At 56.8% G+C, this 15,554-nt stretch carries 13 protein-coding genes and 3 pseudogenes; 4 read left to right on the top strand and 12 right to left on the bottom strand.

Annotation, left to right across the window (positions count from 1 at the left end):
- Window positions 1-254: 254 nt before the first annotated feature.
- Window positions 255-602 (top strand): transposase, encoded by a 348-nt coding sequence (locus tag CK227_RS29175; protein WP_063169310.1) that lies wholly within the window; start codon window positions 255-257, stop codon window positions 600-602.
- Window positions 603-650: 48 nt separating this feature from the next.
- Here the strand turns inward: CK227_RS29175 and CK227_RS37515 are convergent.
- Window positions 651-787 (bottom strand): annotated as a pseudogene (locus tag CK227_RS37515) (IS3 family transposase); the annotation flags it as partial.
- A 528-nt stretch (window positions 788-1,315) separates the two neighbouring features.
- On the opposite strand from CK227_RS37515, the gene CK227_RS37510 reads away from it, so the two are divergent.
- The gene (locus tag CK227_RS37510; protein ID WP_063169311.1) at window positions 1,316-1,690 is read left to right on the top strand and encodes a zinc ribbon domain-containing protein; all 375 of its coding nucleotides are present in this window, start codon (window positions 1,316-1,318) and stop codon (window positions 1,688-1,690) included.
- 55 nt (window positions 1,691-1,745) lie between these two features.
- On the opposite strand, the pseudogene CK227_RS29165 reads toward CK227_RS37510, so the two are convergent.
- The 10 genes and pseudogenes from CK227_RS29165 to CK227_RS29125 all read right to left on the bottom strand — a co-directional run.
- Window positions 1,746-1,870: pseudogene (locus CK227_RS29165) on the bottom strand (integrase core domain-containing protein); the annotation flags it as partial.
- 24 nt (window positions 1,871-1,894) lie between these two features.
- On the bottom strand, window positions 1,895-2,797 hold the full coding sequence (locus tag CK227_RS29160) for a CoA ester lyase (protein WP_210326668.1): 903 nt from the start codon (window positions 2,795-2,797) through the stop codon (window positions 1,895-1,897).
- 133 nt (window positions 2,798-2,930) lie between these two features.
- On the bottom strand, window positions 2,931-4,082 hold the full coding sequence (locus tag CK227_RS29155; RefSeq protein ID WP_063169312.1) for a CaiB/BaiF CoA-transferase family protein: 1,152 nt from the start codon (window positions 4,080-4,082) through the stop codon (window positions 2,931-2,933).
- Window positions 4,083-4,093: 11 nt separating this feature from the next.
- Window positions 4,094-5,347 (bottom strand): methylaspartate ammonia-lyase, encoded by a 1,254-nt coding sequence (locus CK227_RS29150; protein ID WP_063170371.1) that lies wholly within the window; start codon window positions 5,345-5,347, stop codon window positions 4,094-4,096.
- 453 nt (window positions 5,348-5,800) lie between these two features.
- Window positions 5,801-6,796 (bottom strand): succinylglutamate desuccinylase/aspartoacylase family protein, encoded by a 996-nt coding sequence (locus CK227_RS29145; protein WP_063169313.1) that lies wholly within the window; start codon window positions 6,794-6,796, stop codon window positions 5,801-5,803.
- Between the two features lie 319 nt (window positions 6,797-7,115).
- Window positions 7,116-7,289, bottom strand: coding sequence for a hypothetical protein (locus tag CK227_RS36920; protein ID WP_164548525.1), 174 nt, complete (start codon window positions 7,287-7,289; stop codon window positions 7,116-7,118).
- 93 nt (window positions 7,290-7,382) lie between these two features.
- The gene (locus CK227_RS29140; RefSeq protein WP_063169314.1) at window positions 7,383-9,161 is read right to left on the bottom strand and encodes an ABC transporter permease subunit; all 1,779 of its coding nucleotides are present in this window, start codon (window positions 9,159-9,161) and stop codon (window positions 7,383-7,385) included.
- A 20-nt stretch (window positions 9,162-9,181) separates the two neighbouring features.
- Window positions 9,182-10,270 carry an ABC transporter ATP-binding protein gene (locus CK227_RS29135; protein ID WP_224570037.1) on the bottom strand — a complete coding sequence of 363 codons (1,089 nt, stop codon included), beginning with the start codon at window positions 10,268-10,270 and terminating at the stop codon, window positions 9,182-9,184.
- A 190-nt stretch (window positions 10,271-10,460) separates the two neighbouring features.
- Window positions 10,461-11,567, bottom strand: a complete 1,107-nt coding sequence (locus CK227_RS29130) for an ABC transporter substrate-binding protein (RefSeq protein WP_063169315.1) — start codon at window positions 11,565-11,567, stop codon at window positions 10,461-10,463.
- Window positions 11,568-11,629: 62 nt separating this feature from the next.
- Entirely contained in the window at window positions 11,630-12,793 is a 1,164-nt protein-coding gene (locus CK227_RS29125; protein WP_063169316.1) for a M20 aminoacylase family protein, read from the bottom strand.
- A 443-nt stretch (window positions 12,794-13,236) separates the two neighbouring features.
- Here CK227_RS29125 and CK227_RS36915 point away from each other — a divergent pair, with 443 nt between their 5' ends.
- The gene (locus CK227_RS36915) at window positions 13,237-13,407 is read left to right on the top strand and encodes a hypothetical protein (RefSeq protein ID WP_164548526.1); all 171 of its coding nucleotides are present in this window, start codon (window positions 13,237-13,239) and stop codon (window positions 13,405-13,407) included.
- An 85-nt stretch (window positions 13,408-13,492) separates the two neighbouring features.
- Window positions 13,493-14,124: pseudogene (locus CK227_RS29120) on the top strand (IS5 family transposase).
- A 2-nt stretch (window positions 14,125-14,126) separates the two neighbouring features.
- Here the strand turns inward: CK227_RS29120 and CK227_RS29115 are convergent.
- On the bottom strand, window positions 14,127-15,302 hold the full coding sequence (locus tag CK227_RS29115; protein ID WP_063169317.1) for a Xaa-Pro peptidase family protein: 1,176 nt from the start codon (window positions 15,300-15,302) through the stop codon (window positions 14,127-14,129).
- Window positions 15,303-15,554: the final 252 nt, after the last annotated feature.

Raw genomic sequence — 15,554 nt, 5'->3', positions numbered from 1 at the left:
CTACTCTGGATTTATGCCCGCGATGACTGATTAGGGAGGGAGCGGACCGCCGGGCGTCTTATGTCTATGCGCCGGACCGAAAAGGCCCAGCGTGCGATCGCTCATCTCGCAGGCTCTCTACCGGAACTTGCAGGTCGACGGCTATAGCGGGCCATCGCTTGCTGGCCGACGAAAAGCGGCTTCACGCTCGCCTTCTGCCATGCCGCGCCCGATCGAGGCGCTAAGAAGGATCCGCGAACTCTAAAAGATCGAGGATGACATCCGTAGCCGAGGCCAACGAGGCCTTGCTGCACGCAGGCAAAAAGTGCTCAACCATCACGGCACTGGACCCAGGGCGGCTAGAGAAGCTCGGCCAAATCAGTCAGAAGACCAAGCTCACAGCGGCGATCCCCTACACGCTCTCGCGCTGGGAAGCGCCTCTCGCGCATCCTGGACGAGGCCATATCAAGATCGACAGCAACGTGGTCGAACGCTCAATCATACGCAACTCTTTTTGCAGCTCCGGCGGTGGCGCTGAGCACTGGTCAGTCATCGTGTCGCTGGGTGATCGCCGGGATTGGCCGGATAGCCTGAAGCTAAGGCCGTCGAGCCAGACCCTCTGACCTGCCACTGAACTTTCAACCAGTGGCGATTAGCCTCGGCCGTTTCTGTTATGGCGCGGTTTGAGCAACGGGCGGAGGCGCGAAGCCTTCATTGAGTGCAGCGTCGGAGCCGGTTGCGGCGAGGGTTCCGGCGAAGACCGCCGGGGTCAAATAGCGAGCGAGGAATGCGGCCTCACGGTGTTGAACAACACCAGGAAAGAACACCCACAGGACCGAGGAACGCAAGTTTCTTTATCCGTGGCATCCTTGGGCCGGGCGTTGTGTTCACGTTCATGAGGTGATCGAGAACGCCGACCGGGAGGTTTTCCGCTGCAGTCTCTCCCGCCACGCCTCCGATCGGTGGCTGGAAGTTCCGGCCTGGATGTTTGATCGCGGTCTGCACCGCGTGGCGCATTGCCCTGCCCCACATATCGATCCCAGAACGCTTGGCGTCTTGGTGACACTGCTGCAGGACCCGACGGCCAATTCCCACACCCCATCGCAATTGGAGGATTCGGGCGCAGCATCGGGTCCTCACGAAGCGAACCGGGGAGAGGTCCATACCGCGCCAGCCTACGACATATCAGTTCGATCTTCTCCAACCCGCACGACGCGCAGACCGCGCAGATGCCGCCATTCGCTCGCGCAGCCGCCGTAAGGCGCGAGATGCTGGCGCTGATTCCGGGTGCACACGAAGGCTACGTCGGCTGGGAAAGGCGGAAGCGATCCGCAAGATGGTGAGCGACCACGTGCCCACGAGCCGGCATCACGGGGCGCCCAAGCATGGCGACGCTCTGCTCGCCGACCTTGTCCGCTGCCGGCGCTGCGGCCGCGAGCTGACGGTCCGCTACACGGGAACCAAGCACAACATTCCGCGCTATTCCTGCTGGCGTGGTCTGCTTGACAATGGCGAGCCGCGTTGCATCGCCTTCGGTGGACTCGCGTCGATCGAAGGCGTTCATCCTCTGCCGGACGGTCCATGGGTCTTCAGCCGATCAACGCTTGACGAACCGGCGGCTCAGCGCATCGTTCATCGCGCGCGGCAAAACCCAAAATACCCCATGGGATCGCATCCAGATCAGCAAAACCTATTCACTCAAATGACATAGACAGATGAGTGTTATGAACAGGATTTAGGTCCTGCCTCCATTCGGCAGTGGCACTGCGGGCGTGGTCGAGGCCGAAGAACAGGCCATCGTTCAACAGCTCGTCTCGCATTCGGCCGTTGAGGGAATCGCGTAGCCATTTTGCATCGGCTTGCCCGGCGCGGTGTAGTGCCATTCGCTCCTGTTCAGCCGCTGATAACAGGCCAGTCAGTTGTTGCCCACAAGAATCAGGATCTCGTGGGCGCGCCGCACCACTGGCGGATCTATCATTTTGCCATTCAACGAGAATGCGGACAGTCCACGCGTGGCGGCATCATTTGCCGCCGCGACAACTTTATGGGCCCACTCGAGCTCCTGGGCGCTTGGCGAGAAAGCCTCATTGAATATGGCCACCTGTGTCGGATGGATCGCCAAAGCTCCGGCAAAGCCAAGCCGCCGCGCCCGCACCGCGGCCTCACGAAGTTTATGCGTGTCCGAGAACTCGCCGATGCTTCCTATGAAGCCCAGCGGGAGCAAGCCGGCCGCGCGGGCGGCAAACAGAACAGAAAGGTTCGGCGTCAAAAGAAGGTCGAATCCTGGGGCGCCGCCAACAGCGGCGCTGAAGTCTTCAGGGCCAAGCGCCATTGCGACCATCCTTGGATGCGCCGACGCAATGGCCGCAAGCCTTTGCAAGGCGCCCGGGGTCTCAATCTGGGCAAGGAACCGGATGCCTCCCTGCGGAAGATTTCTTTCACGTTCTAGTTCCGAAACCGCATTCGCGATCTCTATAACCCACTCTGCCGAATCCGTCTTCGGAAGAACCAGTGCGTCAACACCCGCCATCACGGCTGCATCGAGATCGGCCGCCAAGGCGCGCAGACCATGATTCACGCGGACCAAAACAGATGCGCCTTTCCGGCCCACCTCTGCCACGCATTCAGGAAGCTGCTGCCGTGACTCTCCTTTCCGATCCTGGGGCACGGAATCCTCCAGGTCGAGAATGACGCCATCTGCGCCCCGCTCATGGGCCGTCTCTACAAAGCGCGGAACGTGAACAGGAACGAAGAGCAGGGATCTCCAGCGCGGTACAGACATCGCGCCTTCAACGGCCGCAAAGGTGTCCTTGATCATGGAGACGCCTTTGCGGCCGATTTTAGCGCGGGCGCTGCCAGTGAGCTTTCTAGGCGGCCGGTGCGCTGAAATGATCCGAGGTACACAGGCATTTTGTAAACCGCGAGCAGTCTCACCTTACTGAAACGCGCGCTCACGCTGACGCGGCTCTTTCGCGCAAAAGCGCCCGCACCTCCTCGCGGACAGCCTCGGTATGAGAGCCAAGAGCCGGGACTGGGCGAAGCGAGGGGAGCTCCGAGTTGAAAATCGCCGCCGGCGCTATCGTCTCGACGGCTCCATCGGGTGTTCCAACCTGCACCCTGCGAATGTGTGGATGCTTTGAAACATCCACCACTTCGTTCAGTCGGCCATATGCCAGGCCGGCCGCCTCGAGCTCCTGCATCGCATCGTGGCAGGATAGTTCAAAAAACCGCTGTTCAATGATCTCATCAAGTTGCGCACGATGAGCGAGGCGCTCCATATTGTCAGCAAAACCAGGTGCGCGTGTGAGCCCGGACTGCTTCAGGAATTTCTCGCAGAAATTCACCCATTCGCGGTCATTCTGAACCGAAAAGATGACCTCTTTGCCGTCGGCACAGCGATAGGCACCATACGGCGCGAGCGACGGGTGTTTCACGCCTGCGCGTACCGTCTGGTAGCCGCTGTAATCATTTTGCAAAACCGGCACGTTCATCCAGTCGGCGACGGCATCAAACAGTGACACCTGGATGCTGGTCCCTTCGCCGGTGACCTCGCGGTGGTACAGTGCCTGAAGAATGGCGCTGTGCGCTGTCATGCCCGCCGAGATATCGCAAACCGAGACCCCTACACGCGCAGGCCCCTGTTGGTTGCCGGTGATAGCGCATAGACCTGTTTCGGCCTGGACGATCAGATCGTAGGCCTTCAAATGGGAATACGGCCCTGACTCCCCGAAACCAGAAATGTCGCAGGTGATCAGCCGCGGATATCGTCGACGCAGATCAGCGGACGCGAACCCCAGTTTTTCTATGCTGCCCGGCTTTAGATTCTGGATGAAGACATCAGCACTGGCAATGAGCGTGTCGAGGACGGCGCGATCCGCCTCCAACCTCAGGTCTAGACAGACCGACTCCTTACCCCGGTTGAGCCAGACGAAGTACGCGCTCTGCCCCCGCACCAGCTTGTCGTAGTTTCGGGCAAAGTCCCCTTCGGGCCTTTCGACCTTGATCACCCGGGCGCCTGCGTCAGCAAGGCGAGACGATGCGTAGGGAGCTGCAACGGCCTGTTCGACCGCCACAACCGTGATGTCCTTGAGACTGTTTAGCATCAGGGCGCTTCCTACGCGGCTTTCAGGTTTTGTGCCCGACGCCGATCAAGCATGGCGAGCAACCGATTTTGTTCGTTGCCTACAATGGAAAGACCTTCGTCGATGCCCATGCCAGGCTTCGCGAGCATCATGTCCGCCTGTGTTGCCACCGAAATGTGAACCGTCGCTCGCGCGGAGAGATCCGTCTCGCTGCAGCTGCCTCCCACATAGGCGTCCACGTTGTTCTCTTTGCACAGAAGCACCGCACGGGCGCTGTCGGCGATCGAGCCCACGTCCGGCGTCTTGATCTGCACGAGATGGGTCGCCTTAGCCTCCGCAAACAGACGCACATCCTCTAAGGTGTTGCAGCGTTCATCGACAACGATGCGCGCACGTGACGCGCGCGCATTCAGAATGCCGACGATCTGCCCGTAATTTTCGACCTGCGCCGGCGTAGACCCGAAGTCGGCTGGCGATTCGATATTCACCGTGAACTCCGGAACCGCGTCAGCAACCTTACTGATGAAGTCGGCGATGCGCTGGACGTCGAGCCCGATCTCCATACCGATCCAGCCGTACACATCGAAATGCAGCACCGGAGAATAGTCTGGTTGGCCGATTTGCTTGACGCGGTGCGCCACCCATTTGACGAAATCCAGAAAGGTTTCTCCCCCAACGCCGAATTTGCTACGCGAGTTGATGAGGCCATGCGGGATCACATCCACCCCCTTCAGGATCATTTTATCGACATTGATTTCGCGCGCATCACCGCTCTGGCAATAAATTGGGACACGACGATGCGGCATGGATAGGCAAAATTCCGAACAAACCACCTCCGCCATGGTACGACGCGCAGCATGGGCAGCAGCGCTTAAAAGGGCTTGGCTGACCCCATATTCGATGCATAGTGGGAGTCGTTTCCCAGTATGGAGATCGAAGACACTGGAGCAGGCTGTCAAAAAGCTGGACGCATCAATGTTTAAGAGCCGCGGGACAACAACACGTGACGTGAGATCCATGATGGCTCCGACGTCAAACAGGGGGTCACGCCCGCCAGCCCCTGAGTATTGCACTCCCATCATATCGCCCCAGGCGACCATATCGTCTTCCAGGACAAGCCCGACGCTTAAGCAAGCTGCCGGAACACGGATATCACGGAAGCCGGGCGTCAATGGCTCGCCGACGTAAACAAAACCGTCCTGGCCAACCCCTGCCCTAATGGCAGCTTGATCGTCATAAAAGAAGGCGCCGTTGCCGGGCGTGAGAATGACGTCTTTGATCTGCACTGAATTATACTCGAGTTTGGCCAAGCTATGAGCTGCGGCCGGATTTGCGCGCTCTGTCCTAAGTTATGCCCCGTTCGGAATCGGTTTTGCCAATATAAAGCCCCGAACGTGCCCATCTCGTTTTAAGATACGATAAAGTTGTTTTACGGGCGTCAGCGGGGACGGCACCGTCCGCCTCCCCTCTTGGTCGCGGTGCGCCGGATCGTCGCCCCTGCTTCCATAACAGAAGCTAGGCGATCAATCCGTCCGGCCAGCTCCCATCTCGGACCGCCACTTTCAACCATGGTTAGTATAAACCAAGCGATCAAGGATCAAGCAATCTTTTTGGCATGATTTTGGAAGACAGGATCAGCCGCTGATCGATCCGAGGAGCTGGCCTATAAGCTCCAGTCGAGGCCAGTGCCTTCATACCGGAGTTACTACAGCTGGCCAAGGCGCGGCTAATCTGTACCTCTAGTTATGCAGCGGCCGCGCAAGGATGGCTACCCCTTCATTGCGGTCGACATGCGCGCCCGATCCTATGGCTAGGACGATTGATGGCCCAGGCGCTCGGATGTCAATGGACGGAGCGGAAACAGAATCCATAGAGTGTAGGATACCTATAAGATCTCCCGACCTCACTTCATCCAACACAGAGCAGCGAGGTTCGAAGATACCCTGCGCGGGCGATTTCAACTCGTCTGATATCAGCGTCTCAAGGGTCTGACTGGACCTTTTGTTACGGAAAGACACGTCCTCGACTTTTCCTTCGACGAGTCCAAGCATAACGAGCGCGTTGCGAACTCCAGCTTCATAAATCGCTAGAGCTTCTGCGCTAACCGTACCACCGCCGAATTCCGCGCAAACGAATACCTTCCCTAGGCTATGTGCCCAACTGTCGAACATCCCAGCCGTGTCGTCATGTTGCCAGAGCAATGTTACGGGCAGCTTAAATGCCGCTGCCATTGCGAGCGTCTTAGCCATGAGATCCGCATCAGCAATTGGATGCGTGATGACCGCCGGGGGAAAATCCCACGTTGGGCCGAAGCTGTGCAGATCGAAAACGATGTCGGCATTTGGCAACAATACGCGTGAAACCGCATCCGCGATTCGTTCCGTAACAGACCCGTCGGCACGGCCCGGAAACACGCGGTTCAGATTCAAACCATCAAGCGGAGTATTGCGGCTCCATGCTTGAACTGCCAATGGATTAAGCACTGGCAGCACGATGATCCTACCACTGGTTTGCGCTTGTGGCAGCCACTCGATAAGCCGCCGCGCGACTAATGGCCCCTCCATTTCATTGCCATGATTCCCACCGGTGATAAGAAGGCGCGGTCCATCGCCCTTATTAAGACTAAAAACCGGAAGCGAGAACTCTTCATGGTCGGCGCCTCCCGGCACAACGAGGTGTCCTCTGCTCACGCCATGCGCATCGAGATCAAACGTAAGATGTGGTGCTTCGTTCATTGCTTAACCTATTGCGGGTGATCTGGCGACTTTGACCGGGCATATGGTCTTGTACACGGCTATTTTTTTCGCCTGGAACTATGCACACGCGGTCACCACTTCGCCAATATAATGTCCGAGACGGCACCATCGCGTTTTCAGATGACCAGGGCTCGCTCTGCTGACCTGTCCCTTGGTTCGTCACCTTGATCCCGGTGCACTAAGGGAGGAGGAAGGTCAAAGTCGCGGTGGGTAGCCGATTTCAGAAATCGCGCGATCAGCCGGTTGACGTTGGCTAGCTGTTCGTTGTTCAGACGGGCGAAGGATCTGTGCGATCCGGTCAGCGCCGTTGACCTCGAATTCCATCCTGGCGCGCAGCAAGAGGATCGGCAGGTCTGAGCTTGCTGGCGAGCAAGGCCGGCCGATCCCAGACATAGTCCGAATCCTTGATCCGCATGTGCCAGATGATAATTGCAAGAGCTTTACTGGTTTCCGTTTTGGACCAGGTGGCCATTTTATCCGCCCGTTGAAGCCCCGAACAGATGCTTGTCGCCAGTCCGTAGGAATAGGTCGGACGCATCATCAGGAAGTGGATCTGCCACGCCAGTTAGGCAGCGGCTTCCTGTAATGTTCGCTGCATGCTCGGTCGAGAACGCCACCAGACGGCATAGAGGACAAGCATCCAGATTAAAGGCAGAAGCATCAAAAGAGAAGCGACTGCAGCAATCGTCGGGTCGATTTGGTGGCGGATATTCTCCAGCATCTTCAAGGGCAACGTCCGCACCGACAGACCGCCGACCAAAGACGTTATGACCGCTTCATCGAATGACTGGAGGAATGCGAACATGGCGCCGCCGATCACTCCCGGCCTGATTAACGGCAGTGTTACGCGAAAAAACGTTTGCAGTGGTCCGGCACGCATACTCTTGGCCGCCTGCTCTAACGTCCGATCGAAGTTGGCCAACGTCGCAGAAACGATCACCACCACAATTCCAACAGCGCCGATACTGTGAGCGAGGGCGATACCACCCTTTGTGCCGATTAGACCAATCTGGATGAGACCCAGATAAGTCGCGATACCGACCACGATAACTGGAAAGGTGATAGGCGTGATTATGATCATTGTCAGCACGCCGCGAAGTCTTGCGCTTATTCGGCTCAATCCGAAAGCAGCAAGTGTTCCCAATAGAGTAGAAATAACAGCTACCTCGACACCAATCTCGACGCTGGTCCAAGCTGCTCCGCTCCAAGATGCATCGCCGAAAAACGAGCGATACCATTGAAGCGACAGGCCCGAAGGCGGAAATTGCAAAAATGCCCCGGAACTGAACGACATGATGACAACGATTATCCCTGGGAATAAAAGAAAGGCCATCACCAAAACGATAAAAACGATCGCGACGACTTTAGGCCATCGCCTTTCCGCCCCAGGCACGTAGCGCCGTCCCGTCCACCGTTTGACACGATAGGGACGCAGAATTTCGCTGAAGTTTCGTTTGATAACAAGAACAATGGGTAGTCGGGACATCGAGCCCTTCGGAGCTCGAGTTTGGCTTTGCTCTTGTTTGCCGGAGAGGTCAAGCCCGACCATGGAAAGCACCACAATGGCAAACCCGAGAAGGATGAAGGACGCAGCGGCAATGCGCGGAATATCGAACGAGCTATTCACCTCGGCCGCAATGAAGGTTGAAAGCATGGCATCGCGCAATCCCCCAAGTGCCGCCGGCGTGATATAGAATCCTAGGCAGAACACAAAAACTAGGAGCGAGCCACTCCGTGCGCCTGGAATGCTAAGGGGGAGAAATACACGCCTGAAAGCGGTGAAAGGTCCCGCTCCCATACTGCGTGCAGCAGCCATCAAGGACCGATCGATCCCCATCATCGCACTAACCAAGGGAAGTATCATCATCGGCAGCATGATGTGGACCATGCCAATATAGACCGCGGTTCGGTTATAGATGAGTTGCAGAGGTCGATCGATCAATCCGACGTCCAGCAAGATGTTGTTGATGACCCCGCGATCCCCAAGAATAACAATCCATGCGTAGGTACGCGCCAGCCCACTGGTCAAATAGGGGATGATCACGAGAGCGATGAGCGTCATGCGCAGAGTCTTGGATGCCGTGACGATCAGATACGCGGTTGGATAGCCTACGATTAAGCAGATGGCAGTTGCGACCAGACTTATTTCTATCGTTTGAAAGAGCACCCGCACATTAGCTGGCTGGGCGAAAAACGCTCCGTAGTATTGGAACGAGAAATCGGGGGCATTGACACTGCTTAGGAAAAGCAAGGTTATAGGGGCACCGAAAACCACAAGCAAAAGCGCGAACGCGGGCGCGGTTAACCCAAGTGGCACCTTGGCCATTCTGCGCAAAAGCTTCATGGATATCCCTTATCAATCGCTTATGGCGAAACGAAGCGAATGTCTGACCGCAGCCACGTGAGGCAAACCTCCTCGCCTGGCTGGAAAACAGGTTGGTCTGCCGCGACATGTTCCCGGACGATGAGAACATTGTTGCCAACGCGAACATGGTATTTTCGCAGAGGGCCGGCAAAAATCATATCGTCGACCGCACCGGCAACATATTGCCGCTGGTCCGTTTGAGCCCACTCCGCAGTCTTCGGAAGTACACTGATGCGCTCTGGCCTTATCATCGCAACGGTGCCGATTTGCGGCGCGTTGCCCCCTCTGGCCAGCAACAAGGCATCCTCGAGAATGTTCGCCTCACCCAGAAATTTAGCGACAAAGCACGATGATGGCCGATCATAGAGGGCCTCTGGTGTATCGATTTGCTCGACACGTCCTGCGCGCATTACAACAATCCGGTCTGACAGAGTAAGCGCCTCCTCCTGGTCATGCGTAACGCACACCGTCGTGATACCGAACTCCTTGTGCAAGCTCTTCATCTCGATCTGCATCTGCTCACGCAGGTTACGGTCGAGTGCGCCAAGCGGTTCATCAAGTAATAGGAAGGGTGGATCGGCAATCAGCGCGCGGGCTAGCGCCACGCGCTGCTGCTGACCGCCACTCAATTGGGATGGCATGCGACCGCCGAATTCCCCTAGATGCACGCGCTCAAGCATACGGGCTACCCGAACCTTCCTCTGATCGGGAGCCATGCCCCGCATTTCGAGAGGGAATTCCAGGTTTCGAGCCACTGTGAGATGCGGGAACAGCGCATAGCTCTGGAACACAATTCCTTGATCGCGCCGGTAGGACGGGACCGAAGCCACTGAATGGCCGGCGATCATAATATCACCCGAACTCGGGGCCTCAAAGCCGGCCAAGAGCATCAGGGTAGTGGTCTTACCCGAGCCGCTCGGGCCGAGAATCGTCAAGAACTCGCCGCGACGCACGGTCAGCGACAGATCCCTGACCGCCGGAACACTCCCGTACATCTTGGTAACACTGCTGAACTGAATTTGTGGCACCGATTGGTTCACATCTGCAGCGTCAACTTCCGAACGGGGGGCGGTATTCATTGCGTGCATGTTCACTGTGGCTCCTCCACCATCGCTGGCGTGCATTAGCAGGCATTTGCCGTACCTTCTGCCGTCGTACCCGATGCCGTGAGCGGAGAGGCTAGTGGGCTACCCCGCTCCCCGTCACATTTTCAGCATCAGTTTCGACTTTAGCCCGGTATGGAGTTACCCCGACCGGACTTTCGCACTTCAACCAACCCTACTGCAGGATCCACTCATTCCACCGCTGGATAAGCATCTCAGTGTTGGAAACACCGCTGGGGCCTACCTCATTGTACCATTTGCCGTTGATGGAAACGCTGCTCTTGATGTAATCTGGGTGGGTAGGGAGCTTGCGCGCAACTTTCTCGGGAAGAAGTTTGAACGCATTGCCGTTGCTTGGTCCCTCAGGAAACAATTGGCAAAATGCTGCCTGACGTTCCGCGCGAGTGGCGAATTCGATAAACTTCTGCGCAGCCTTCGCGTTGGGTGAACCCTTTGGAATGACCCAATAATCCCACTGCAGCTTCGCCTGGTTTCGATTGATCTCCGTCGCGGCGCCCTGATCGATCAACAGTAGAGCTCTTCCGTCATACGATTGAGCGATGTCAACGACCTTATCATGCAACATCTGTTGAATCTCTGATCCGCTGCTCCACCACTTACGGATGTGCGGCTTTATTTTGTCCAAACTGGCAAACACCCGGTCGATATCCATCGGGTAGAGCTTATCGGGAGATACACCGTCCGCTAACAGGGCCTCTTCCCAGGGTCCTTCTGAACCAAACTGGCCGGACACCAAGGTGCGAACGCCGGGAAACTTATCAGCATCCCAGAATTCAGCCCAGTTTGTCGGCCGGGGTTTATCAGCTGGGAATACGTCTGTGCTATATACCATATTATATGAGTAAATCAAATTTGCCACGCCAAACGGTTGCTTGGCAAATTCATAAATTCCGTCTAGCTCTTCTTTCCTGAACAAGGAGTAATCAATTTCTTCAAGAATTCCTTTCTTAGCTGCGACCAAGCCGGACCCTTGCGTAAGCGCCCCGACATCTACCGTGACATTGCCCGATTTTACCATCAACTCGACCTGTCCCATACCCATGTCGTCGGTGATTGGGTTGACCTTGATACCGGTCTCAGCTTCAAATGGCTTAGCGTAAGCCTCAATGTTAGCCTTTCCCCAATCGCCGCCGCCTAGCACTACGTTGATCTGGTTGGGTGTTTGGGCCGCAACGCGGCCCGCAATTGAAGACAGAGCGCCAGCCGCCATGGCGGTCGATGTCGCCTGCAGCAATCGTCGGCGATTTATTTCGTATTTCATGTCGTTACCCTCTTCTTGTGATCTCAGCCTTGATTAGCCAAGGTTGTTTTGCTTGGACAATGTCATGGTGCTAGAGCAGCCTCGGCCAAGTTGACCCAGTATCCAATGCCGTATGGCAGTGCTTCATCGTTAAAGTCGTAGGTTGGATTATGGAGAGCAGCAGTCGATCCATTTCCAAGCAGTATACATGCCCCCGGCCGCGCCTCTAGCATGTACGCGAAGTCCTCTGACCCCAAACTAGGTTTGACTTTGGGGTTCACCGATGAATGGCCGACCAGAGCACGCGCCACCTCTGTTGCCCGACGCGTTTGATCGGGATGATTGACAGTGAGGGGCTCCAGGCGGCGATGCTGAAACTCGACCTTCGCCCCGGAAGCGCGTGCAATATTTTCCGCGCACGCCTCAATCTGTTTTTCAGCGAAGTCGCGCAAAATCGGTGACAGTGTCCTGACTGTTCCGGCAATCTCCGCGCGTTCGGGAATGATGTTGTAAGCTTGTCCGGCGTTCAGCTTTGTGACGGAGATCACCAGGGACTCGGTGGGGTCCGTGTTGCGTGAGACTAGTGTCTGCAAGCCTAAAATGATCTGAGCTGCAACAACGACGGGGTCAATTGTCAGATGGGGAGCGGCCGCGTGACCCCCTCTGCCTTTGACCACAATATCGAACTCGTCGAGCGCGGCAAAAATCGAACCTTCGCAAATGCCGAACGCACCAACCTCCATGCCTGGCCAATTGTGCATGCCAAAGACCTGAGATATCCCGAAACGGTCCATGATCCCCTCCTGGACCATTCTTTGGCCGCCGCGGCCATCTTCCTCGGCAGGTTGGAAGATCAGGGCAACGGACCCTTTGAAGTTCCGGGTCGCGGCGAGGTATTTCGCGGCGCCAAGGAGCATTGCAGTATGCCCGTCGTGACCACACGCGTGCATCTGTCCGGACCTTTTCGACGTCCAAGGTTTGCCTGAAGCTTCGAGTATAGGCAGAGCGTCCATGTCGGCCCGCAACCCGATAGTGGGCCCATCTCCGAGTTGACCTTGGATCAACGCAACCACGCCGGTTTCAGCTATCCTGCACTCGATGTGGTTAATCCCGAAGGAAGCCAGCTTTTCCGCCACAAATGCCGCTGTGTCATTCACCCGATAGTCAAGCTCCGGATTCTCGTGCAGGTACCGGCGCCAAGTCATCGCTTCGATCTCGATCTCCTTGAACCTGTCAACGCCAACCATAGGCACGTTCCCGCATTTGAGTAATTTGGATCAGGCGCCGGTGCGTAATTAATGATCGATGCCACCGGTGTTTTCGTCAAATGCAGTTTGGATATCGTAACCATCTAGAACCGAGATAGCCCCGCGTTCAGGCCTCGGTGTTGGCGCCGGCGACTGCGACCCGATAACAAGCCGTTTGCCCTCAAATGGATAAGCTTCGGCCTTAGAGGACCAGCTGCGAAGTGCTGGCAATCATAAACTCTGGCTCTGCTGGCAACGGCCAATGGCAAAGGTCTGAGTAGGAAGAGCTGTCACCATCGCGACACTCCTCCCCCTCCCACGACCTACTTTCCAGGACTGCATGCGCTTTGCCACTCAATCCGCAAACCGCAGACCCTAGGCGGCGTGGACAAATTCGATGTTAGCAGGGTCGCTTTCCTGCGATCGGGTTGTTAGCATTGGGAATGACACTGGAAGAAGAGAGCGAACGAGCTACGTCGATGCTGATTGGCAAGGTTGTTCGCCGTGTCATGCGCCACCGCGATGGAGAGGTGGTGATCGAGTTTGAGGATGGCAGCCGATTTTTCGCGGATAGCGACAGCCCTCTCGAACTGTCCATCACCTTGGCGGAATAGTATATCCGCCTTACGGAATTTCGGACGTCGATGCGATTGACGTAGCCCAAGAGGATTGATTCAAGGCTGCTTTTTGGAGGCAGGTTTGAGCAGGGGCGATCTCACCGAAGCAGAATGGCGTGTTCTCAAGGGCTTGCTGCCCATCGACCCTGACAAACGCGGCCGAGGTAGACCTCCCAAGCAGAATCGTTCGATCATCAACGGCATTCTCTGGCGGCTCCGCTGCGGCGCTCCATGGCGGGATGTCCCGCCCAAATACGGCAGTTGGAACACCATCTATCGTCGGTTCCGACGCTGGAGCGAGGCCGGGGTCTGGGAGACCGTGGCGGTAATGCTCGCCGAGGTCATGGCGGACAGCGGCCACTACAGCATCGACAGCACCACAGTTCGCGCCCATGTCTCGGCAGCGGGCGGAAAAGGGGGACTCGTGCACCGGACGCCTTCCTTGCGGACAAGGGCTACGATGCCGATACCATTCGCGCCGATCTCGCCGAGCGGAAGATTAAACCCGTCATACCCGGCCGATCAAACCGCCGCGTGAAGATCGAGTATGACCGGGCGCTCTACAAGCAGCGGAACCGAATCGAGCGCATGTTCGGCCACCTCAAAATCAACCGGGCCATTGCCACCCGCTACGATCAATTGGCCAATAGCTTCCTCGGAATGGTCTACCTAGCCACCGCCAGATACTGGCTCAAATTTGTCCACGCCGCCTAGCATCACGCCCGATAAAGTGTTGGCGGGATTTCGCTCAGGAGTTCCGCGCCGCGCTCTGTCACGAGCACGTGTGCGCCGGCACCAAATAGGTAGCCACTTTCGCTGCACAAAATGTTTGGCATGTGCAGGGTCATGCCAGCTCGGAGTGGTTCATTTACATCGGGCTCCAGGCTTAGGTCGCCGCGCTCAGTCCAATTGATGCCAGTTTGGTATCCTGTTCGTTGGCGGAAGACGCCCTTGCGTCCAGATCGCTTCAACACCTCGCCCCCAGCAGCGTGAACGTCCGCCGGCGTAGCACCTGGTCGAATCGAGGAGACAAGGGCCGCAATGACCTCTTCAGCCAAGCCGTGCAAAGATTCGGTTTCGGGATGTTTGCCAAGGACTGCGCATCGAACCATTCCCACTGTATACCCGTGTTTCGAAGCCCCTATCTCCAGAAAGGCAGGTTCGTTGTTGCTGAGAGGATGATGGGTCGCTGGCGCATGGGGCAACTTCACTCGCTCTCCAAACAAAATGGTACCCGGCGCAAGCCCGATATCCCCAGCGGCGTTGCTGGGGTCGTTTGTTACCGCCGCAGCTAGGGCCGCTGCCATTTCGATCTCCGTAATGCCGGGACGAAGCGATTGCTGAAAGGTTCGAATTGCCACGTCAGTGAGTCGAACAGCATCGCGCATACACGCCAACTCAAGTTCTCCTTTCACTGCTGACACTGACGAGACCAGTCGGGTGACGTCAGTAATCTTCAGATCCGGGAGCTGGTCTTGGACTGCGCGCACGTCGGCGGGCGCGAGATTCCAGCAGCCAAGCTCGAAACCGACTCGCTTATTGTCCAGTCCGAGTCGACGCAATACATCGGCGCAGACCCTGCCAAAATCAGGCTGATGTGTATAGGTTTCAATTTCCTCGATGCAGCTATATGAACGTACTGCCTGCTCGTCATATTCTCGGACAACAAATATCGGGACCCGACCCGGCATCAGAATAAGAGGGAAAGGCGCGAAATATCCACCGCTCCCATCGTAGCCGCTGAGATACTTCAAGTGGCCGTGCGCCGTTACTACGATTGCGTCCAAGCCTGCCGTAGCAACCGCATCCAGCACATTGTTTTGCCGGCGCTCATACTCTGATATCGGAAACGGTACACCAGTCAGAGGAATTGCGGAGCGTGTCGTCGCCATATCTCACCTCAATCAGTGTGTCGTGGTTTGGTTGCGCAAAACGCGCGATCGCGTCCATGTTCGAAATTGAACAAAAGCTTCGCCGGCTCATGCGGGGTGACAATCCCCTTTCCTGGCGGCTAGCGTCAAATGCTGTTTTTATATCGGCTGCATCTCGCAGCGAGATGCGCATAGTGCCTTCATCGGCCGCTCAATGCAGGCAACGCTGGTCTCCGACAGCTTTGTTCTCGCCAGAGGATCGCCGACAAAGGC

The organism is Mesorhizobium sp. WSM4308, from assembly GCF_002294905.1.
Taxonomy (GTDB): domain Bacteria; phylum Pseudomonadota; class Alphaproteobacteria; order Rhizobiales; family Rhizobiaceae; genus Mesorhizobium.
The sequence above is the reverse complement of the archived record's forward strand: the minus strand, read 5'-3'. Positions and strand labels throughout refer to the sequence as shown.